Source organism: Gibbsiella greigii, assembly GCF_039540155.1.
Taxonomy (GTDB): Bacteria; Pseudomonadota; Gammaproteobacteria; order Enterobacterales; family Enterobacteriaceae; genus Gibbsiella; species Gibbsiella quercinecans.
On the sequence record NZ_BAABEM010000047.1, the window covers coordinates 31,737 to 52,076 of the forward strand.

The 20,340-nt window shown below is 56.2% G+C and carries 17 protein-coding genes, 5 tRNA genes and 1 other RNA gene; 13 read left to right on the top strand and 10 right to left on the bottom strand.

Annotated features, from left to right (window positions below; genetic code table 11):
• Window positions 1-4: 4 nt before the first annotated feature.
• The 7 genes from cpoB (at window position 5) to AC559G_RS20040 (ending at window position 1,641) form a co-directional block, all read left to right on the top strand.
• Complete coding sequence (gene cpoB / locus AC559G_RS20010) at window positions 5-781, top strand: tetratricopeptide repeat protein (protein WP_498914212.1); 777 nt, start codon at window positions 5-7, stop codon at window positions 779-781.
• 177 nt (window positions 782-958) lie between these two features.
• A tRNA-Lys gene (locus tag AC559G_RS20015) sits at window positions 959-1,034 on the top strand.
• Between the two features lie 15 nt (window positions 1,035-1,049).
• A non-coding RNA gene (locus AC559G_RS20020) (RtT sRNA) lies at window positions 1,050-1,170 on the top strand.
• Window positions 1,171-1,202: 32 nt separating this feature from the next.
• A tRNA-Val gene (locus tag AC559G_RS20025) sits at window positions 1,203-1,278 on the top strand.
• Window positions 1,279-1,285: 7 nt separating this feature from the next.
• A tRNA-Lys gene (locus AC559G_RS20030) sits at window positions 1,286-1,361 on the top strand.
• A 64-nt stretch (window positions 1,362-1,425) separates the two neighbouring features.
• Window positions 1,426-1,501: transfer RNA gene (locus AC559G_RS20035), tRNA-Lys, on the top strand.
• Between the two features lie 64 nt (window positions 1,502-1,565).
• Window positions 1,566-1,641: transfer RNA gene (locus AC559G_RS20040), tRNA-Lys, on the top strand.
• A gap of 224 nt (window positions 1,642-1,865) precedes the next feature.
• Here the strand turns inward: AC559G_RS20040 and AC559G_RS20045 are convergent.
• A complete protein-coding gene (locus AC559G_RS20045) occupies window positions 1,866-3,257 on the bottom strand; it encodes an MFS transporter (protein ID WP_498914214.1) in 1,392 nt (463 codons plus the stop codon).
• A 765-nt stretch (window positions 3,258-4,022) separates the two neighbouring features.
• Here AC559G_RS20045 and nadA point away from each other — a divergent pair.
• From nadA to aroG, 3 genes are all read left to right on the top strand, one after another.
• Window positions 4,023-5,084: a quinolinate synthase gene (gene nadA / locus AC559G_RS20050; RefSeq protein WP_498914216.1), complete on the top strand. Its 1,062-nt coding sequence runs from the start codon at window positions 4,023-4,025 to the stop codon at window positions 5,082-5,084.
• A 28-nt stretch (window positions 5,085-5,112) separates the two neighbouring features.
• Complete coding sequence (gene pnuC, locus AC559G_RS20055; RefSeq protein WP_498914217.1) at window positions 5,113-5,838, top strand: nicotinamide riboside transporter PnuC; 726 nt, start codon at window positions 5,113-5,115, stop codon at window positions 5,836-5,838.
• A 417-nt stretch (window positions 5,839-6,255) separates the two neighbouring features.
• The gene (gene aroG, locus AC559G_RS20060) at window positions 6,256-7,308 is read left to right on the top strand and encodes a 3-deoxy-7-phosphoheptulonate synthase (protein WP_498914219.1); all 1,053 of its coding nucleotides are present in this window, start codon (window positions 6,256-6,258) and stop codon (window positions 7,306-7,308) included.
• 118 nt (window positions 7,309-7,426) lie between these two features.
• Here aroG and gpmA read toward each other — a convergent pair whose 3' ends face one another.
• The 6 genes from gpmA to AC559G_RS20090 form a co-directional block, all read right to left on the bottom strand.
• Complete coding sequence (gene gpmA, locus AC559G_RS20065; protein ID WP_498914221.1) at window positions 7,427-8,179, bottom strand: 2,3-diphosphoglycerate-dependent phosphoglycerate mutase; 753 nt, start codon at window positions 8,177-8,179, stop codon at window positions 7,427-7,429.
• A gap of 217 nt (window positions 8,180-8,396) precedes the next feature.
• Window positions 8,397-8,738 (bottom strand): PsiF family protein, encoded by a 342-nt coding sequence (locus tag AC559G_RS20070; protein ID WP_095845407.1) that lies wholly within the window; start codon window positions 8,736-8,738, stop codon window positions 8,397-8,399.
• Window positions 8,739-8,933: 195 nt separating this feature from the next.
• On the bottom strand, window positions 8,934-9,974 hold the full coding sequence (gene galM / locus AC559G_RS20075) for a galactose mutarotase (protein WP_498914223.1): 1,041 nt from the start codon (window positions 9,972-9,974) through the stop codon (window positions 8,934-8,936).
• Window positions 9,968-11,119 carry a galactokinase gene (galK, locus tag AC559G_RS20080; protein WP_498914225.1) on the bottom strand — a complete coding sequence of 384 codons (1,152 nt, stop codon included), beginning with the start codon at window positions 11,117-11,119 and terminating at the stop codon, window positions 9,968-9,970. The genes galM and galK overlap by 7 nt, the downstream gene beginning before the upstream one ends.
• A 4-nt stretch (window positions 11,120-11,123) precedes the next feature.
• Window positions 11,124-12,170: a galactose-1-phosphate uridylyltransferase gene (gene galT / locus AC559G_RS20085; RefSeq protein WP_498914227.1), complete on the bottom strand. Its 1,047-nt coding sequence runs from the start codon at window positions 12,168-12,170 to the stop codon at window positions 11,124-11,126.
• Window positions 12,171-12,444: 274 nt separating this feature from the next.
• Complete coding sequence (locus AC559G_RS20090) at window positions 12,445-13,263, bottom strand: CPBP family intramembrane glutamic endopeptidase (protein WP_498914230.1); 819 nt, start codon at window positions 13,261-13,263, stop codon at window positions 12,445-12,447.
• A gap of 450 nt (window positions 13,264-13,713) precedes the next feature.
• Here AC559G_RS20090 and AC559G_RS20095 point away from each other — a divergent pair, with 450 nt between their 5' ends.
• On the top strand, window positions 13,714-15,246 hold the full coding sequence (locus tag AC559G_RS20095) for a carbohydrate porin (RefSeq protein ID WP_498914293.1): 1,533 nt from the start codon (window positions 13,714-13,716) through the stop codon (window positions 15,244-15,246).
• A 219-nt stretch (window positions 15,247-15,465) separates the two neighbouring features.
• On the top strand, window positions 15,466-16,836 hold the full coding sequence (locus AC559G_RS20100; protein WP_438598650.1) for a sucrose-specific PTS transporter subunit IIBC: 1,371 nt from the start codon (window positions 15,466-15,468) through the stop codon (window positions 16,834-16,836).
• 48 nt (window positions 16,837-16,884) lie between these two features.
• Here AC559G_RS20100 and AC559G_RS20105 read toward each other — a convergent pair whose 3' ends face one another.
• The 3 genes from AC559G_RS20105 to modE form a co-directional block, all read right to left on the bottom strand.
• The gene (locus AC559G_RS20105) at window positions 16,885-17,457 is read right to left on the bottom strand and encodes a cysteine hydrolase family protein (protein ID WP_498914232.1); all 573 of its coding nucleotides are present in this window, start codon (window positions 17,455-17,457) and stop codon (window positions 16,885-16,887) included.
• Between the two features lie 118 nt (window positions 17,458-17,575).
• Window positions 17,576-19,048 (bottom strand): molybdate ABC transporter ATP-binding protein ModF, encoded by a 1,473-nt coding sequence (gene modF, locus AC559G_RS20110; RefSeq protein ID WP_498914233.1) that lies wholly within the window; start codon window positions 19,046-19,048, stop codon window positions 17,576-17,578.
• A 92-nt stretch (window positions 19,049-19,140) separates the two neighbouring features.
• A complete protein-coding gene (gene modE / locus AC559G_RS20115) occupies window positions 19,141-19,932 on the bottom strand; it encodes a molybdenum-dependent transcriptional regulator (RefSeq protein ID WP_498914235.1) in 792 nt (263 codons plus the stop codon).
• A gap of 174 nt (window positions 19,933-20,106) precedes the next feature.
• Between modE and AC559G_RS20120 the strand changes: the two genes are divergently transcribed.
• Entirely contained in the window at window positions 20,107-20,268 is a 162-nt protein-coding gene (locus tag AC559G_RS20120) for an AcrZ family multidrug efflux pump-associated protein (protein WP_498914294.1), read from the top strand.
• Window positions 20,269-20,340 lie beyond the last annotated feature (72 nt).

The window sequence follows — 20,340 nt, forward strand, 5'->3', positions numbered from 1 at the left end:
TCGCATGAACAGTAACTTCAGACGTCATTTTTTTGGTCTGTCGTTACTGGTTGGCGTAGCGGCTCCATGGGCCGCTACTGCCCAAGCGCCAATCAGTAATGTCGGCTCCGGCTCGGTTGAAGACCGCGTCACCTCACTTGAGCGTATCACCAATGCTCAAGGCCAGCTTTTAAACCAACTTCAGCAGCAAGCCTCCGATAACCAGCGTGATATCGATACCCTGCGCGGGCAGATTCAAGAAAGCCAGTACCAATTGAATCAGGTTGTTGAACGCCAGAAGCAGATCTACCAGCAAATTGACAGCCTTAGCCAAGGTGGCGCCCAGGCTCCTGCCGCTTCGGCGGGCGCAGGTGCGGCTGCGGCTAATGCTGATTCCGGGAATTCGGGCGCACAGGCCCCGGCCAGCACGGGCGATGCGAACAGCGATTACAACAGCGCTGTGTCGCTGGCGCTGGAAAAAAAACAGTATGACCAGGCGATCACGGCCTTTCAGTCGTTCGTAAAACAGTATCCGCAGTCTACCTACCAGCCCAACGCCAACTATTGGCTGGGGCAGTTGTTTTACAACAAGGGTAAAAAAGACGATGCGGCCTACTATTTTGCCGTGGTGGTGAAGAACTACGCTAAATCACCGAAAGCGCCGGATGCCATGTATAAAGTTGGGGTTATCATGCAGGAAAAAGGGCAGGCCGATAAGGCCAAGGCCGTTTTCCAACAGGTGGTAAAACAGTACCCAACCAGCGATGCGGCCAAACAGGCAAAAAAACGCATAGCCAGTTAAATCAGTAAAAATGAGCCCGGATATTGGCCTTTTTGGCCGATTTCTGGGCTCATTCGCGTGAAGAACAAGCAGTTGAACCGCTGTTAATGAAATTTAGGTTGCGCTGCCAAGATAAATTAGTAATATATGCCGCCGTTGCCAAGACATCTTGCAAGATGTTAAAGCAGCAGGGAAATTGGGTCGTTAGCTCAGTTGGTAGAGCAGTTGACTTTTAATCAATTGGTCGCAGGTTCGAATCCTGCACGACCCACCAATTCAAAATGGATTGGCAGAGAGTGGAACGTAAAGGATGAGAACCGTTAAGGTTCGAGTCGAGCGGAGCGAGACAACATCGCGCAGCGATGGCCCGAAGGGCGAGGCGAAGCCGAGTTATCCTACACGACCCACCAATTTCCTGGTAATAGCAGTAACCATATTCAGTGGGTGATTAGCTCAGTTGGTAGAGCATCTCCTTTACACGGAGGGGGTCGGCGGTTCGAGCCCGTCATCACCCACCACTGTTATGGGTCGTTAGCTCAGTTGGTAGAGCAGTTGACTTTTAATCAATTGGTCGCAGGTTCGAATCCTGCACGACCCACCATTTAGTATTTTGATAATACAGCCCTCCGTTCTGTATTCATCGTTCGGCAATAAACCATATCAGTGGGTCGTTAGCTCAGTTGGTAGAGCAGTTGACTTTTAATCAATTGGTCGCAGGTTCGAATCCTGCACGACCCACCATCTGGTTTCTTGATAATACAGTCCTCCCTTCTGTATTCATCGTTCGGCAGTAAGCCATATCAATGGGTCGTTAGCTCAGTTGGTAGAGCAGTTGACTTTTAATCAATTGGTCGCAGGTTCGAATCCTGCACGACCCACCAATGTAAAAAAGCGCCCTAAAGGCGCTTTTTTGCTATGCGCCGAACTTAACGATTCGAACCTGTAGCAGGTTCGAGCCTCACCCGTGAGGCAACGGAGCCGCTTGCGGCGACGGCCCGAAGGGCGAGCCCCAGCACCATCTTGCCGTTTCATGTCATATCACGTCTTCTGGCTAAGACAATGAGGATTGTAGGCTTGGCCCATCCGGTTTCTCTTTTTTGTATGGTTAAGGCTTGTTTTTCGCCACATGGTCACCGGCACCAGGCTTGAGCATAGCGCTATCCACGACGGCCAATAGCGCGGTTGCAGCGACGACCAGGAAGGCGATACGGAATGGCATGGCGGCGTCAGCCGCGGGCGCCATGGCTTCGCCGATGCGCCAGGCGATAGCGCCCAGTGCGATACCTAAACCCATTGCAAGCTGGAAAGCCGTGGAGAACAGGGTATTGGCACTCGACATCTGCGCCTGTGGCACATCGGAGAAGGCAATGGTGTTAAGCGCGGTGAACTGCATTGAGCGCGCCATGCCGCCGAAGAACAACACTGTGCAGATTAGCCACAGCGGCATCTGGCTGGCGAATAACGCGCAAGCACCGATCAAGGCAGCATTGAACACGCCATTGACGATCAGGATCGGCCGGAAGCCAAAGCGTCGCATCACCCGCGTCGTCAGCGGTTTCATTGTCAGGTTCCCGGCGAATACCGCCATCAGCATCATGCCCGCGGAGAAGGCATCGAAACCGAAACCAATCTGGAACATCAGCGGGAGCAGGAACGGCACCGCGCTCACGCCCATACGGAACAGTGAGCCGCCCCAGATTGTAACCGCGAAGGTCGGCAGCTTTAGCGCGCCAAGGTCGAACATCGGCCGGGCCGCACGTTTGAGATGGACGACGCCAGCCGCCATCAAGCCAATACCGGCGGCTAGCGCCAGTGCCGCCTCGCCCCAAGCCGCTTCAGGATGCGACAGGATTTCGGTGGCCGCCATCAGGCCGAATAGCCCGCCGCCCGTCAGCAGGAAGCCCGGCCAGTCGAACGGTTTGTCCCGAACACGTTCCAGCGGCGGCACGATATACCAGGCAAGTATAAAGGCGATCGCGCCCAGCGGCAGGTTGAGCCAGAAAATCCAACGCCAATCGCCGTGGTCGGCGATTAGTCCGCCCAGCGGCGGCCCCAGCACCGGAGCTACCAACGCCGGCCAGGTGAGCACTGCGATTGCGCGCACCAGTTCCTGTTTGGGCGTTTCGCGCAATACCACTAACCGCCCGACCGGCACCATCAGGGCCCCGCCGATCCCCTGCAGGATGCGCGTGACGATGAACTGCGGCAGTGAGGCCGCCAGTCCACACAGCAGTGACGCGACGGTAAACAAGGCGATGGCGAAAGCGAACACGTGCCGCGCCCCAAAACGTTCCGCCATCCATCCGCTGATCGGGATGAATACGCCCAGCGTCAGCATGTAGGCCGACACTCCGGTGTTGAGATCGACCGGCAAGGCGCCGAAACTGCGTGCCATCGTCGGGATCGCCGGGGTAATCACCGTGGCATCCAGGTTTTCCATGAAGAATGTGCCCGCTACCAGCAAGGCGAGCGCGGAACGGCGGTCAATGATTGGCATGGCGGCGTTCTCTTTGCGGTTTACGCATCACATATTGAAAATCACCACTATAAAGTCACAACTGAAATAGAACAATTGACCTAAAAGTTGATTATTTATTCACTTTATATGAATTATGGATCTGATATCCCACCTGTGTGACGCCATTGTGATCGCCGACTACAGCAGCATGCCCGCGGCAAGGAAGATGTGCCTTCTCAGCAACGAGCGGTATGCCACTTTCTGATTCCGGAGTTTAAATGACAATGCTGTAGTAGCCGGATTGATGCGCTCTGCCTAAGCTATCACGCTCCCCGTGTTGCTTGGAAAAAAGACAGAGTATGCCGTTCGACATCGCCGCGTCCTGTATCCAATCGGGTATCCCAATATTTGCATCCCAGGTAAAACCAATTCAAGAAATTCGGGAGCGAGGACTGATGCTTGATAGGTGGGGAAAAGGGCCTGCGTCTGGGAACCACGATATTGAACTAGCCATTGGTCTTGCCTAAGAGGCATATGCAGCAAGTACTGACAGAAGCACGACCCACTAATGTAAAAAAACGCCTTAAAAGCGTTTTTGCTATGCGCACAACCCAACGATTCTAATGACTGCCTTTCCATACTCTAGCGTCTATTTTTTCAATAAATTAAACAACGCCCAGTTTTTTTAGAAAATAACAGCGACATTTCACTTTTTGTTAGGTATTTTGTTTAGTATGTAAAACATTGGTGGTTTGCGGAGCGGAAATTCCCGTAAGCTTGCCGGCCAGCGCAGAGATGACAGCGATGAGTGAAATGTTTGATGCCAACGCGGCGGTATATCCATTCCCGCCAAAGCCTGTGCTGTTGGATGCCGCGCAAAACGCGTTCTATCGCCAGCAGATCAAAACCCTGCTCAAGCAACGCGATGCGGTGATGGTCGCGCATTACTATACCGACCCGGAAATTCAGGCGCTGGCGGAAGAAACCGGCGGCTGTGTGGCAGATTCCCTGGAGATGGCGCGCTTTGGCTGCCAGCATCCGGCCTCCACGCTGCTCGTGGCCGGCGTGCGCTTTATGGGGGAAACAGCCAAAATCCTTAGCCCTAAGAAGCAGGTGCTGATGCCCACGCTGCAGGCGGAATGTTCATTGGATCTGGGCTGCCCTGCGGCGGAATTCGCTGCCTTTTGCGATCGCCACCCAGACCGCACCGTGGTGGTGTATGCCAATACATCGGCCGCCGTTAAGGCGCGCGCCGATTGGGTGGTGACCTCCAGCATTGCCGTCGAACTGATTGAGCATCTCGATAGCCTGGGCGAGAAAATCATCTGGGCGCCGGATCGCCATTTAGGCAACTATGTGCAAAAACAGACGGGGGCGGACATACTGTGTTGGCAGGGCGCCTGTATCGTTCATGATGAGTTTAAAACTCAGGCGCTGATGCGCATGAAGGCCTTACATCCCGCGGCGGCGATACTGGTGCATCCGGAGTCGCCACAGGCGGTGGTCGATCTGGCCGATGCGGTGGGCTCTACCAGCCAACTGATCCAGGCGGCCAAAACCTTGCCGCAGCGCCAGCTGATTGTCGCGACCGATCGAGGCATCTTTTATAAGATGCAGCAGGCATGCCCGGATAAAGCGTTGTTCGAAGCGCCGACCGCCGGTGAAGGCGCCACCTGCCGCAGCTGTGCGCATTGCCCATGGATGGCGATGAATGGCCTGAAGGCGATTGCCGAAGGGTTGGCGCTCGGCGGGCGGCAGTATGAAATCCAAGTGGATGCGCAACTGCGCGCGCAAGCGCTGCGGCCGTTGAACCGCATGTTGGAATTTGCTGCCCGTTTGAATATGCAGGTCAAAGGGAACGCCTAACTTTTAATCATGAGATAAGGACGAGAAGATGAGTTTTTTCAGTACCAGCAATATATTGGTGCATATTCCCTTGGGCGCGGGAGGGTATGATCTCTCCTGGATAGAAGCCATTGGCACGCTGTTTGGCCTGTTGTGCATCTGGTATGCCAGCAAAGAGAAAATCATCAACTATCCGCTTGGCCTGATCAACGTCACGCTGTTCGCCGTGATATTTTTCCAGATCCAACTGTATGCCAGCCTGTTGCTGCAGCTATTTTTCTTTGCCGCCAATATTTACGGTTGGTACGCCTGGAGCCGCAAGACGGCGGATCGGCAGGCTGAATTGCAGATCCGCTGGCTGCCGTTGCCCAAGGCCCTGGCCTGGGCGGTGGTGTGCGCCATCGGCATTCTGCTGATGACCTTTAATATCGATGCCGTCTTTGCCTGGCTGACGCGGCTTGCGGTCGCGGTGATGCAAGGCCTGGGCATGTCGATCAGTATGCCGGCGCTCCAGCCGGATGCTTTCCCATTCTGGGATTCCACCATGATGGTGTTGTCGATTGTGGCGATGATTCTAATGACCCGCAAATACGTTGAGAACTGGTTACTGTGGGTGGTTATTGACGTGATCAGCGTGGCGATCTTCACCTATCAAGGCGTTTACGCCATGGCGCTGGAATACGTTATCCTGACGCTGATCGCGCTTAACGGTTGCTGGTTGTGGATCAAAAGCGCCGCCGACAACCGTTCCCGGCCGCTGTCGCCAGTGCAATAATTCACGGCCGCACAATCGGCGTGGTAGCTGCGTCTATCGCGTCATGATTCGCCGGCATGCGCTGTCAAAAGCACCGCTGATACAGCCGGTGCTTTTATCTTTTCGTCAAGTTTGCCGTATTGGTACGTTGTTCTGATATATAAGAATTATTCGCCAATAAATTGATCGCAGCGATTTCGCGTGCCAAAGGTGATTTACAGCGCCTGCCGTGCAGGCTAGATTGATGCCATCTGATCTATACCTTCCATACTTCAAGTTGCAGGTGTGTTGGCTTGGTTACTCGGCCCATCCCTTGGCCGCGCCCCTTCGGAGCCAGCGCTAGCGCTGTTCAAAAACGCTTGTGCGTTTTTGTCCTGCAACTCGAATTATTTTGGGTATATGCCTTAAGAAACATTATCGATACCGAATGGAAAAGTTATGAGTTACCAAAACGACGATTTACGTATTAAAGAGATTAAGGAACTTCTGCCGCCAGTGGCTTTATTAGAGAAGTTCCCGGCCACGGAAAAGGCCGCGGAGACGGTGGCCCTGGCGCGCAACGCGATTCATAAGATCCTTCGCGGCAATGACGATCGTCTGCTGGTGGTGATTGGCCCATGCTCTATTCACGATCCGAAAGCGGCCAAAGAATATGCGGCGCGTTTGCTGAACTTGCGCCATGAATTGCAGGATGATCTGGAAGTTGTGATGCGTGTTTACTTTGAAAAACCGCGCACTACCGTGGGCTGGAAAGGTTTGATCAACGATCCGTTGATGGATCACAGCTTCCAGATTAATGATGGCCTGCGCCTGGCACGTAAGCTGCTGCTGGATATCAACGACACCGGGCTGCCGGCGGCCGGGGAATTCCTCGACATGATCACCCCGCAATATCTGGCGGATCTGATGAGCTGGGGAGCAATCGGCGCCCGTACCACGGAATCGCAAGTGCACCGCGAGCTGGCTTCCGGCCTGTCATGCCCGGTTGGTTTTAAAAATGGCACCGACGGCACCATTAAGGTCGCTATTGATGCGATTAACGCTGCGGGCGCGCCGCACTGCTTCCTGTCGGTAACCAAATGGGGCCATTCGGCGATCGTTAATACCAGCGGTAACGGCGACTGCCACATCATCCTGCGCGGTGGTAAAGAGCCAAACTACAGCGCGGCGCATGTGCAGCAAGTGAAAGAGGTGCTGACCAAGGTGGGTTTGCCGGCGCAGGTGATGATCGATTTCAGCCACGCCAACAGCAGCAAACAGTTCAAGAAGCAGTTGGATGTGAGCGCAGACGTTTGCCAGCAACTGCGTGGCGGCGAGAAGGGCATCATCGGCGTTATGATCGAAAGCCACCTGGTTGAAGGCAATCAGGCGCTGGAAAGCGGCGAGCCTCTGGTATATGGGCAAAGCGTGACGGATGCCTGCATCGGCTGGGAAGACACCGAAACTGTGCTGCGCGATTTGGCCGCGGCGGTGCGTGCACGCCGTAGCTGATCTTGATATGCCGGGCAGGTGCCAGCAACCTGCCCAAAACGCGGATAAAAAAATGCCAGTCAGTAGCCTGACTGGCATTTTTGCTATTAGCCGGCACGGTTATGCCGGCGCGCAATGGTTACTTCGCTTTACCTTGGTTCGCCACGGCAGCGGCTTTCGCTGCGATCTCGTCGGCGTTGCCCAGATAGTAGTGTTTGATCGGTTTGAAGTTTTCGTCGAACTCATACACCAACGGCACGCCGGTTGGGATGTTCAGTTCAAGGATTTCTTCTTCGCTCATGTTATCCAGGTATTTCACCAGCGCACGCAGGGAGTTACCGTGAGCGGCAATGATCACGCGCTCACCGCTTTTGATGCGCGGCAGAATGCTTTCATTCCAGTAAGGGATTACACGTTCGATGGTCAGCGCCAGGCTTTCGGTCAGCGGCAGCTCTTTTTCGGTCAGTTTTGCGTAACGTGGATCGTGGCCAGGATAGCGTTCGTCTTCTTTGGTCAGTGCCGGTGGGGTAACGGCGAAGCCGCGGCGCCATTGTTTCACCTGGTCGTCGCCGTATTTTTCAGCGGTTTCCGCTTTGTTCAGGCCCTGCAGCGCGCCGTAGTGGCGTTCGTTCAGCTTCCAGGATTTCTCCGTTGGCAGCCAGGCCTGATCCAGTTCGTCCAGCACGCTCCACAGGGTATGAATCGCACGTTTCAGTACGGAGGTATAAGCGAAATCGAAGGAGAAACCTTCATCTTTCAGCAGTTTACCTGCTGCTTTCGCTTCGGAGCGCCCTTTGTCGGACAGGTCAACATCGTACCAACCGGTAAAGCGGTTTTCGTTGTTCCACTGGCTTTCGCCGTGACGCACCAGAACTAGCTTAGTTACAGCCATAGCTTAACTCCTTAATAATCTGACGATTCAATGATAACGAATATCATTATATTGCCGTGCCCGGTGGCTCGGCAATCGATAGTGTTTAACCATAGCCAATTTCTTGGCACAAAGTAAGGGATTGGTTAAGGAAAAAGCTGAATCGATCAGGCTGGCGGGCAGATAAGGCACGGCGCGAATGAAATTTATTCAACCGCGCCGTGGAAGGAGGGCGGGATTATGCCGCTTTTTTCAGGCAGTGGCCCATAAAGGTTTTACGCGCTTCGCCCTTCAGGTCTTTTTTGGCCGCTTCGGCATTGCAGCTTTTCATTTTCTGCTGTTGTGGCGTGAGGTGTTTTTCAGCGGTTTGGTGGCCTTCGGATTTCAGGCAGGTGCTCATGAAGGTGGAACGATCGGCACCCTTTAGCGCTTTGCCAGAGGCTTGCTGGTTGCAATCCGTCATGCGTTGCTGCTGGGCAGCCTGCGCCGGGGAAGGGGTTTTTGCTGGGTGTTCAGCGGCCATCAGGTTGCTGCTCAGCATTAAACCAGCCAGTAATGGGAGTGCGGTAATTAAACGCATTAAAAATTCCTTTTGCTATTGGCCGGCCGGGAACGGCCGAAGATTGTGATAAGGCACAACGGGTTGTGCCTTATCACCGTAATCTGATTTTAGTGCTGGGAATGGAATAAGAAAAGGCGCGGCGCGCTTGCCCCTGCGTAAAAGCGTAAGCATTTATAACAGCCGAGCCCCGGCCGGTTACCGGGGCTCGCTGGGCTACAGAGCGAAAAATTGGTAGTGCGTTGCGCTGCGATACGTTTGGCCGGGCTGCAGCCAGCAGTCAGGTTGCGGCCATTCAGGGTGGTTTGGGCTATCGGGTAAAAATTCGCTTTCCAGCGCAATGCCGGCATAGTTGGTGTAGCTGCCGCCGTCGCGTGCTGGCGTGCCGGCCAGGAAGTTGCCGCTGTATAACTGCACCGCAGGGGCGCTGGTGAACATACTCATTTGCACTTTATTGTCTGCTGCCCACAGGTGGGCGCAGGGATCGGCCAATGCGCCGGGCTGGCGCAGCAAGTAGGCATGATCGTAGCCTTTTACCCGCTGTTGATCGCGATCGTGTAAAAAATCCCGCAGCAGGGTTTTCGGCTGGCGGAAATCCATGCCGGTTCCATCGACCGCCGTCAGCGCGGCACGGGGGATGCCGTCACTGTCGACCGGCAGATAACGGTCTGCAAACAGCTGCAACCGCTGTTTGCGTGCGTCCGTGCCGGCGCCGTCAAGATTGAAATAGGCATGATTGGTCAGGTTGACCGGGCAGGGACGATCGGTTTGCGCCCAAAAGGCGATCTCTATACGGTTATCGTCTGTCAGGCGGTAAGTCACCTGTGCGTCGAGGTTGCCGGGGAAGCCTTGATCGCCGTTTTTAGAGTGCAGGCGGTAAGTGAGCTGCTGTGCATTTTGTTGGCTGGCCAGCCAGCGGCGGGCATGGAACCCGGCCTGCCCGCCATGCAGTTGATGCAAGCCCTGATTAGCGGCCAGCGGGTGCGGTTTGCCGTCGATTTGCAACTGGGCCAGGGCGATGCGGTTGGCGTAGCGGCCGATGGTGGCCCCCAGATAAGCCCCCTGATGTGGGTAATCGGCGGGGGAAGGGCACCCCAGCAGCAGCTCACGCCGCTCGCCGCTTCTTAGCGGGAAAACGGTGGACAGCCAGGTTGCGCCCCAATCCATCAGCGTGACTGTCATACCGTTGGTATTGTGTAGGGTAACCAGATTGAACGGCTGCCCATCGGGGGCGGGTGCGTCGGCGGGGGTTAACATTGGCTCGCTCCTTGTGATGCTTGGCACACGTAAAAGGTTTCAGTAAGGCCGTTGGTCCGCAGTGGGTATTCGCGCGCCACGGTTTCGCGTACCGATGCGACCAGTTCCTGCGGCATCAGCGCCACGACGCAACCGCCAAAGCCGCCGCCGGTCATACGCACCCCGCCGCGTTCGCCTATCACCGATTTAACGATCTCGACTAATGTGTTGATAGGCGGCACGGTAATCTCAAAGTCATCACGCATTGAAGCGTGCGATTGCGCCATCAACTGCCCCATCCGGTGTAGATCGCCCGCCGCCAGCGCATTTGCGGCGGCCAGCGTGCGCGCGTTTTCAGTGATCACATGGCGCGCCCGCTTGGCAACGATCGGATCCAACCCCGCCTGGCGGCTTGCGAACAGTTCCTCATCAACATCGCGCAGTGCTTTAACGCCAAAGAACCGCGCGGCTTCTTCGCACTGTTTGCGGCGGGTGTTGTATTCGCTGTCCACCAGGCCGCGTTTAACGTTGGAATTGATGATCACCACGGCCACGTTTTCCGGCATGGATACGGCTTGGCTGGCCAGAGAACGGCAGTCGATCAACAGTGCGTGATCCTGCTTGCCCAAGGCTGAAATAAGCTGATCCATAATGCCGCAATTACAGCCTACAAATTGGTTTTCTGCTTCCTGCCCATTCAGCGCCAGCGCCACGCCGTCAAGCGGCAAACCATACAGTGCCTGCAAGGCCTGGCCGACGGCAACCTCCAGGGAGGCCGAGGAGCTCAGGCCGGCACCTTGGGGCACATTACCGCTGATGACCAGATCCGCGCCGCCGAAATCGCTGCAACGGTTTAGCAGGTGTTTTACCACGCCACGCACATAGCTCGCCCATTGCCAATCGGGGTGCGGTGTTATCGGGCTAGCGAGGGAAAACAGATCCTGCTGATTATCATAGTCCGCCGCCAGCGTACGAATTTGACCATCGTCACGTTTCGCTGCGCTGATCACCGTTTGGTAATCAATGGCGCAGGGCAGCACAAAGCCGTCGTTATAGTCGGTATGTTCACCGATCAGGTTCACCCGCCCCGGCGCCTGAACGGTCAGGGCCGAAGGGTAGCCGAAGTGTTGGGCGAAGGCGTTTTGGGTATGTTTTTTCAAACTCATGGTGTCACTCTCCGGCTTCAAGGTAATGGGTATCGCTAACGGTGCGCAGCCGCTCTGCCGCTTGCTCTGCGGTGAGATCGCGTTGGGTTTCTGCCAGCATTTCGTAACCCACCATAAATTTGCGTACCGTGGCGGAGCGCAACAACGGCGGATAAAAGTGGGCGTGCAGTTGCCAGTGCCGGTTATCGGCGCCGTTGAATGGCGCGCCATGCCAGCCCATGGAATAGGGGAAAGAGCACTGGAACAGATTGTCGTAACGGCTGGTTAGCTTTTTCAGCGCCAGCGCCAAATCCCAGCATTGGCCGTGGCTTAAATCGGGCAGGCGTTGCACCGGCGTTTTGGGCAGCAGAAGGGTTTCAAACGGCCAGGCGGCCCAGTAGGGCACCACGGCCAGCCAGTGCTCGGTTTCCACCACGGTGCGGCGGCCATCAGCCTGCTCGCGTTGCACATAGTCCATCAGCATCACGCTGCCGTACTGGGCGAGATACTCGCGTTGCAGGCGGTTTTCACGTTCGGCTTCGTTCGGCAAAAAGCTGTTGGCCCATACCTGGCCGTGCGGGTGCGGGTTAGAGCAGCCCATCGCCGCGCCTTTGTTCTCAAACACCTGCACCCAGGGGTAACGTTGGCCCAGCTCGGCGGTCTGCTGTTGCCAGGCGGCAATCACCTGTTCCAGTGCCGGCAGGGAAAGCTGCGGCAGCGTTTTACTGTGATCGGGAGAAAAGCAGATGACCCGGCTGGTGCCGCGTGCGCTTTGGCAACGCATCAACGGATCGCTGTTTTCCGGCGCCGGCGGGGTGTCGCTCATCAGGGCGGCAAAGTCATTGGTGAACACGTAGGTGCCCGAATAATCTGGGTTCTTATCGCCGGTAACGCGGGTATTGCCGGGGCAAAGAAAGCACTGGGAATCGTGTGCGGGCAGTGTCAGCCGTGCCGGCGCTTCTTGTTGCCCTTGCCAGGGGCGTTTGGCGCGGTGCGGCGATACCAATACCCACTGGCCGGTAAGCGGATTAAAACGGCGATGCGGGTGATCGATAGGATTAAACTCCGTCATGATTCTTCCTTTCAGGTGCCTGTGTTTACGCCGTCTCTGCAATCGTTTCCAGCGTGTGGTTAACCCCGGTGCTGAACGAATGGCGGCTTATGTTGGGCAAAAAGATAGCACCATGGTGCGTGAAAAAAGGTGATCCAGCGCGAAAAATGGAATCGTTTACACAACGGTTTTAAACGTAAACTCACGTTTTAATGCCAGGCATGGTGATTTAATAACTATGAGGGTGGTAGCGTTTTCATTACGCGCGCCGGCAGAGTGCCCTGCCGGCGGCCGGTCAGGCGTGCAGGTAGTGCGGATAGGTGAAAAACAGCAGATGTATGACGTTCAGGCCAAAGTGGAACAGGATCGGCACCCACAGGCGCCCGCTCCACATCCAGGCCAGCCCATAGATAAGCCCGGCCAGGGTTGCGAAGCCCACCAGCAGCATACCGCCGGCCAGATGGGCGGCGCCAAACGCCAGCGCAGTGATAATCAACGCCGGGTAGGCGCCCAGCCATTGGCGCAGGCGCTGTTGCAGGTAGCCGCGGAACAGCGCTTCTTCCGCCATGGCGACGAAAAACAGGTTGGCCATCAGGAACGCCAGTATCCATTCGGGCGCATGCAGTTCGATTTTCAACCCACCCAGGCCCACGGCCAGCAGCAGTAGCGCCGGGATGGACAGGATCAGCAGCAGCCAGGCAACCGGGGTGGCGTTTTTGTCTGCCTGGCCAGCGTTAAAGAGCGTGGGCAAGCAGGCAAACAGCAGGAAAGGGAGCAGCGCTTTATCAAAGTTGTAATACAGTTTGAACGGTACACTCAGCGGCCCGGCCTGGCCATCAACCATCACTGGGTTATTAAAACCGGGAAGCCGATGGCAAAACAGGGCGATGGCGCCGATCACCAGTATGGCTTCCAGCGCAATGGACCATGCGGATAGTTGCCGATAGCGCAATTTCAGCCCAACCAGCACTGCAAGCCCCGCCAAAATGCCTAAGCTCGCGGGGGTAATGATATGGTGATATATCCCCATCCCCACGGAGGCGAGAAGAATCAGCCAAGCGACAAGCTGATTGAAGGGCAAGAAAAATAATGAAGCCGAAAGAACTCCCCACATCGTTGTTATTCCTTTGCGATTGTTACTCAGGGCCGGTACGCGCAGGCCGCGTCGCCCCATAGATGGCTGAACGGATAGTAACACAAGGCAACCTGACCACAGATTGATACCGCAGTAATCGTCCTGATGGAATAGCAACCCGTGCCAGGCTCTGGCCATGAATGAAATAATAATCGTATCTTCACGTGGTTTGCAGCCCGCCGCATTAGGATTTGCCTGTAAAAAATCACCTGCCGCCCGTTCGTTAGCGGAACAACAATGTTACGCATCGGTTGCTTTTCCCGCGGAAAACGCATTATGCCCCACGGTTTTGCCAACAGGATCACAGATACTGAATCGGGTTAGCAAAATATCTTGTTTACGCGTTATGTCCTCATTAATCTCCCTGTAAAACCGATTTAGCTATTTTAGCAAAAAACAAAACATACCTCTGATGGGAACACTAAGATGATGATAAAACGCAGTTATCTTGCTGTAACGATGGGTCTGATACTTTCCGGTTCCGCGATGGCGGCATCGACCACCGATAGCCTTGAAGCACGGCTAAACGCGCTGGAAAAACGCCTGCAACTGGCGGAACAGCGCGCGGCCCAGGCGGAAGCCCGCGCCGATGCGGCAGAAAAACAAACGCAACAGCTGGCCGCGCGCACAACGCAAGCCGAGCAAAAAACCGATCAGGTCGCGCAAAAAACGGCTGATCTGGCCAGCCAGAATAAAGTCGCCAATGGTTTCGAATTCCACGGCTATGCCCGTTCCGGCTTGTCGACCAACGGCTCGCCGCGCAGCTCCCAGGTTGATATTGGGCCAGGGATGACGCCGGCGGGCAGCACCGGCGGCCACGTCGGCCGTCTGGGCAATGAAGACGATACGTATGTTGAAATGAAGCTGGAGCATAAACAGAAGCTGGATAACGGCGCGACCACCCGCTTCAAAGTGATGATGGCCGACGGTCAGCGCAGCTATAACGACTGGACGGCGTCCACCAGCGATCTCAACGTGCGTGAAGCCTTTGTCGAGTTGGGCTCGCTGCCAAGCTTCACCGGCGCATTGAAAGACAGCACTATCTGGGCTGGTAAGCGTTTTGATCGCGATAACTTCGATATCCACTGGATCGATTCCGACGTGATTTTCCTTGCCGGTACTGGCGGCGGTATCTATGACGTGAAATGGGCGGATAACTTCAAGAGTAACTTCTCGCTGTATGGCCGCAGCCTGGGTGATATCGAAGGGCTGGATGATAGCATCCAGAACTACATTCTGACGGCCAATAACTACGTTGGCCCGTTCCAGTTCATGCTCAGCGGCCTACGCGCCAAAGACAATGACGCGCGGGCAAACACTGGCCATAACAGCGCTTATACCGTGACCAACAGCAACGCGGGCGATACCGGTTACCATGCGATGCTGGCCTGGCACGGCGACAGTTTCTACGGGCTACGCGACGGCACCTCGACAACCGCACTGCTGTATGGCCACGGTCTGGGGGCCGAGGTGAAGTCTCTCGGTTCCGACGGCAACCTGACCGACGATGCCAGCACCTGGCGCCTGGCCACCTATGGCACCACTTCGCTGAATAAAACCTGGAGTTTCGCACCTTCTGTTTTGGCGCAGACCAGTAAGGATCGCTACATCAAAGGCGACAGCTATGACTGGGTCACCTTTAACGCCCGCTTCATCCAGGAAATTAACCAGAACTTTGCGCTGGCTTACGAGGGCAGCTACCAATACATGGATCTTGATCCGCAAGGTTATCTGAGCCGTAACCACGTGAGCGGCGGGTTCTATAAATTGACGTTTGCGCCAACGTTTAAGGTGGGCGACATCGCCAATTTCTTCAGCCGCCCGGAACTGCGCGTCTTCGCCTCCTGGATGGATTGGGATAAACGGCTGGATAACTACGCCACGGATGACGCATTCGGCGCCAAAGGCCTTACCGCCGGCGGCGAATGGAACTTCGGCGTCCAGATGGAAACCTGGTTCTAACTATACGCATACGGCCACCGGCGCCCTGCCTGGGCGGCGGTGCCAAGCTCCCCATCAGTATCAAGCTGCAGGAAAGTGGCAGCCGAACAAACCACGCAGCAGGTTAGGGCGCGGCGGCTGTGGAATGCCCAGGGAGGGGATGATTGAACGCAGGCAATACTCTGCAACTGAAACATGAAGGGGATAGCGGTTACCTGATTCATCATTCAGAGGAATATCATGGACATTAACGCTACAGCAAACGCGTTGCTTCCCCTCTTGGGCGGGAAAGAAAACATCGCCAGCGCCGCACACTGCGCCACCCGGTTGCGCCTGGTACTCAGCGACGACAGCCTGGCGGATAAAGCCGCTATCGAAAAGCTTGATGGGGTAAAAGGCTGTTTCCATAATGCCGGCCAGATGCAGATTATTTTTGGCACCGGGCTGGTCAATAAAGTGCATGCTGCCTTTATCCAGGCCGCCGGTATTAGCGAATCCAGCAAGTCTGAAGCCGCCAACATCGCCGCCAAAAAGTTGAACCCGCTGCAGCGCCTGGCGCGTTTGCTGTCGAATATCTTCGTGCCAATCATCCCCGCCATCGTGGCCTCCGGCCTGTTGATGGGGCTGCTTGGGATGGTGAAAACCTATGGCTGGGCCGATGCCAACAGCGCACTGTTTGTGATGCTGGACATGTTCAGCTCGGCGGCGTTTATCATTCTGCCGATCCTGATTGGCTTTACGGCGGCGCGTGAGTTTGGCGGCAATCCTTATCTGGGCGCTACGCTGGGCGGCATTTTGACCCACCCGGCGTTAACCAACGCCTGGGGCGTTGCCGGCGGCTTCCAGACGATGAATTTCTTTGGCCTGGATGTGGCGATGATCGGCTATCAGGGTACGGTTTTCCCGGTCTTGCTGGCGGTGTGGTTTATGAGCCAGTTGGAAAAACGCCTGCGCAAGATCATTCCAGATGCGCTGGATCTGATCCTGACACCGTTTCTGACGGTGATCATCTCTGGCTTTATCGCCATGCTGTTTATCGGCCCGGCAGGCCGCGCCCTGGGCGACGGCATCTCGTTGGTACTTAGCACGCTGATCGCCCATGCCGGTTGGCTGGCGGGCCTGCTGTTCGGCGGCCTGTATTCCGTCATTGTGATCACCGGCATCCACCACAGCTTCCACGCCATTGAAGCCGGGCTGTTGGGCAATCCCAATATTGGCGTGAATTTCCTGTTACCGATTTGGGCGATGGCGAACGTCGCGCAGGGGGGCGCCTGTTTGGCGGTGTATTTCAAAACCCGTGACGTAAAAATCAAAGCGATTGTGATCCCGTCTTCATTCTCTTGCCTGCTGGGCATTACGGAAGCGGCGATTTTCGGTATCAACCTGCGCTTTATGAAACCCTTTATTGCCGCGTTGATCGGCGGGGCGCTCGGCGGCGCCTGGGTAGTGGCGATGCACGTCAATATGACGGCGGTGGGGCTAACCGGCCTGCCGGGCATGGCTATCGCCCAGGCCGGATCGTTGCTTAATTACACCATCGGTATGGCGATCGCCTTTGCCGGGGCGTTTATTATCTCGCTGCTGCTGAAATACAAAACCGACGGCCAATGAGCCTTCCGGTGGTTCTCTGCGTAACGCCCTGGCCGCCGGCCCGGGCGTTTATCCTTTCATCCAACGTTGCGACTGGCTGATATCCGCGAAGTTTTGTAACGTATCCAGGCTTTGCTGGTGCAGTTCCTGGGTGGGCGCCGCGCATAAATCCTGTAACACAGACACTTTGAAACCGGCGTCATGCGCCTGGCGCACGCTGCTTTCGATAGCCAGCGGAGTGCTGACGCCGGCCATCAGCAGGTGGTGGCAACGCTGGCCGCGCAGCCAGGCCAAGAGATTGTTGCCGGCGAAGGCGCTGACCGCTTTTTTGTCAAACAGCAGATCCTCCGGCTGCTGATCCAGCCCGTGCAGCCAACGGCAGCCGCCGTTGCTCAGGCGTAGCGCCCCGGTTTGCTTGAGGTGATTAAACAGCGGCGAGTGCGGCGGCATATCATGGTAGTCGTCGGCAAAGCCGGTGCGCACCCAGATCACCGGGATCTTGCGCACGCGGGCATAGGCGGTGGCTACATTAATGTGGGTTATCAGATCCCGCGCCTCGGCCTGCGGGTAGCAGTGATTGGCACGGCCTTTGGCGCCGGCAAAATCTTCAATAAGATCGACAACGATTAGCGCAGCGGACATGGCTTCTCCAAAAACGGTAACTCATCTTTTCATGATAAAAGGCCGCGCGGGATGTGCTGTAGCGAAGTGTTGCCGGATATGTCATCGGCTGCGCGGCACGGCCACGCAGCCTGAGCCGCTAAGCCAGTTGCTGGTGTTGGTAGCGGTAGTGCTCGCCATCGGGGATGAAGGCCAGACGGTGGGTAATGCATTGCGGGGCATCTTCCGCATGGTGCGAGACAAACAGCAGTTGGGTGCTGCCCTGGCTTATCAGCACATCGACAAAGCGGCGCACCAACTGGCGATTGAGCGGATCAAGCCCCTGTAATGGCTCGTCGAGGATCAGCAGCGCCGGGTGTTTAACCAGGGCGCGGGCGATCAGAACCAGGCGCTGTTGCCCCCAGGAAAGGCTGTGGAAGGGGGCATCCCCCTGCGCCTGGCTGAATCCCAGCAGCGCCAGCCATTGGCCCGCCAACTGGCGATGGCGATCGGACACCGCCTGATAGATGCCGATCGAATCAAAGAAACCGGAGGTAATGACGTTGCGTACGCTGGCGCTGACACGGTAGTCCAGATGCAGGCTACTGCTGACATAGCCGATGTGGCGTTTGATATCCCAGATGGTTTCACCGCTGCCGCGCCGGCGGCCGAACAGTGACAAATCGTTGCTGTAACCCTGTGGATGATCGCCGGTGATCAGGCTGAGCAGGGTGGATTTCCCTGCGCCGTTCGGCCCGATAATTTGCCAGTGTTCACCGTGGTTCACCTGCCAATCCAGGTGGTTGAGGATCGGCCGGTCGTTGTAGCTCACTACGCCGTCGCGCAGTACGATCAGTGGTTGATCCTGCGGCGGTTGGGTTTCCTGCGCCGGTGTTTCGGTTTCCGGCAGCGCCAGGCCGTTAAGGTGCTCACTGTGTGCCAACTGCGCCACCAGCGCTTCGGCCATCACTTCGGCGCGCGGGCCGGTGTTGGTCAGGGTGCAGTCCGCCAGCACACCGACCTGCTGAACGAAATCCGGGATATCATCAAAGCGGTTCAGCACCAATACCAGCGTATAGCCCTGCTGCGACAGCGTGGCCAACAACGCCGCCAACTGCGCCCGTGAGTTGACGTCCAGGCCGTCGAAGGGTTCGTCTAGGATCAGCAAATCCGGCTGCGGCATCAGTGCGCGGCACAGCAGCGTTTTGCGGGTTTCACCGGTGGAAAGGTATTTGAAGCGGCGGGAGAGCAGGGCGCTGATGCCAAACTGTGCGGCCAACTGCGCGCAACGAGCCGGATCTTGCTCCTCTTCCTGGATGATTTCGCTGCAGGTTCGGCCCGTGTCGTCTTCGCCGGGGCTGAGCATATCGGTGTTGTTGCGCTGCCATTCTTCGCTGACCAGCTTTTGCAGTTGTTCGAATGAAATGCGCACCACACGATGAAAGGTGCTGTGCTGCTCGCCGCGCAGCAGCACCAGTTCGCCGGCCAGGGCGCGCGCCAGAGCAGATTTCCCGCTGCCGTTGGCACCGACAAACGCCCAACTGTCGCCTGAATTAATACTTAGCGCATCCAACACCAGCGTACGGGTATCACTAATGCGGAACGAACCTTGCGAAATCTGCAACGACGACATCAACTATTCCTTTTTATGCAATTTTATTCTTAGGAATAGGCGCTTCGGCCGGCGATGTCAATCGGCACGGGCGGCTTTTTACGCCGCCTGGGCTAGCACAGCGTGGCGATAATCACGCGATCGGCATTGAACAATGCGGTAACCGCCATACCCGTGCGGAGCTGCAACTGCTGCAGTTCCTGGCTGGTGAGCGTTGAGCACAGTGTTTCGCCGCCGGCCAGTTGCACCAGCACTTCACTGTGATCGGGGCCGGGCTGGATATGGCTTACGTGGCCCGGCAGGTGATTATCCGCCGCGTGGGCTAACGCCGGATCGGTAGCCAGTTTCACCCAGGGCGCCTTGATCAACGCCAGCACTTCTTTGCCGGGGGTCAGTTGCAGGCGGTTGGCGCTTTGCTCCGTGAGCGCGACGGCCAGGTGGGTTTTGCCATCGGCCAACAGCAGGTTGACGTGCTGCTGAACCTGGTGGTGATCGCGCTCGATAACCGTGCCGAAGAACTGGTTACGGGCGCTGGTTTGCAGGGAAAAGCGGGAAATGGCCGCCAACAGGCTATCCAGCGGCAGTTCATCCTGGCGCAGCACGTCGAACGCTTTCTGCTGGATCTGCGCCAGCAGATCGTAGAGCTGGATTAACCGCTGGCCATAATGGGTGACCTGCGCGCCGCCGCCGCCTTTGCCGCCGGTTACGCTTTCCACCACCGGGTGATCCGCCAGTTGGTTCATTTCATTAATCGCATCCCAGGCGCTTTTATAGCTGATGCCTGCCAGTTTGGCGCCCTGGCTGATGGAGCCGGAGTTCAGCACCTGTTTGAGCAATGCGATACGCCGTGGATCGGCAAAGAGCTTTTGCTGAAGTTTAATGGTGAGGAGGATTTCGGCCTGCATAACACATCCTGTTGGCTCAAAAGCGTTATTGTCGCTGATTTGGCGTAAACAACCAAATGAGCACGTTTGGCAGATGATAAATTTCACCTGGGCCTTAAAATGGCCACGTTTTACCTGTATTTTAGTGTAGGAACCAGAGACGGTTGTTTAAATCAGCAGTTAAGCGAGGCTACGATGCTGGAACTATTAAAAAGTCTGTTATTCGCTGTGGTAATGGTGCCGGTTGTGATGGCCATTATCCTTGGCCTGATCTATGGCTTGGGTGAGGTTTTCAACGTGTTGTCCAAAGTGGGCCATTCAAACGAAAAATCTAGCCAGGTCACACAGCACAAATAACCGTTCCGCGGCACCGCCAGTTAGGGCATCACGGTGCCTTTTATTCTCCCTTCCAGGCGCACACAGCGTGCG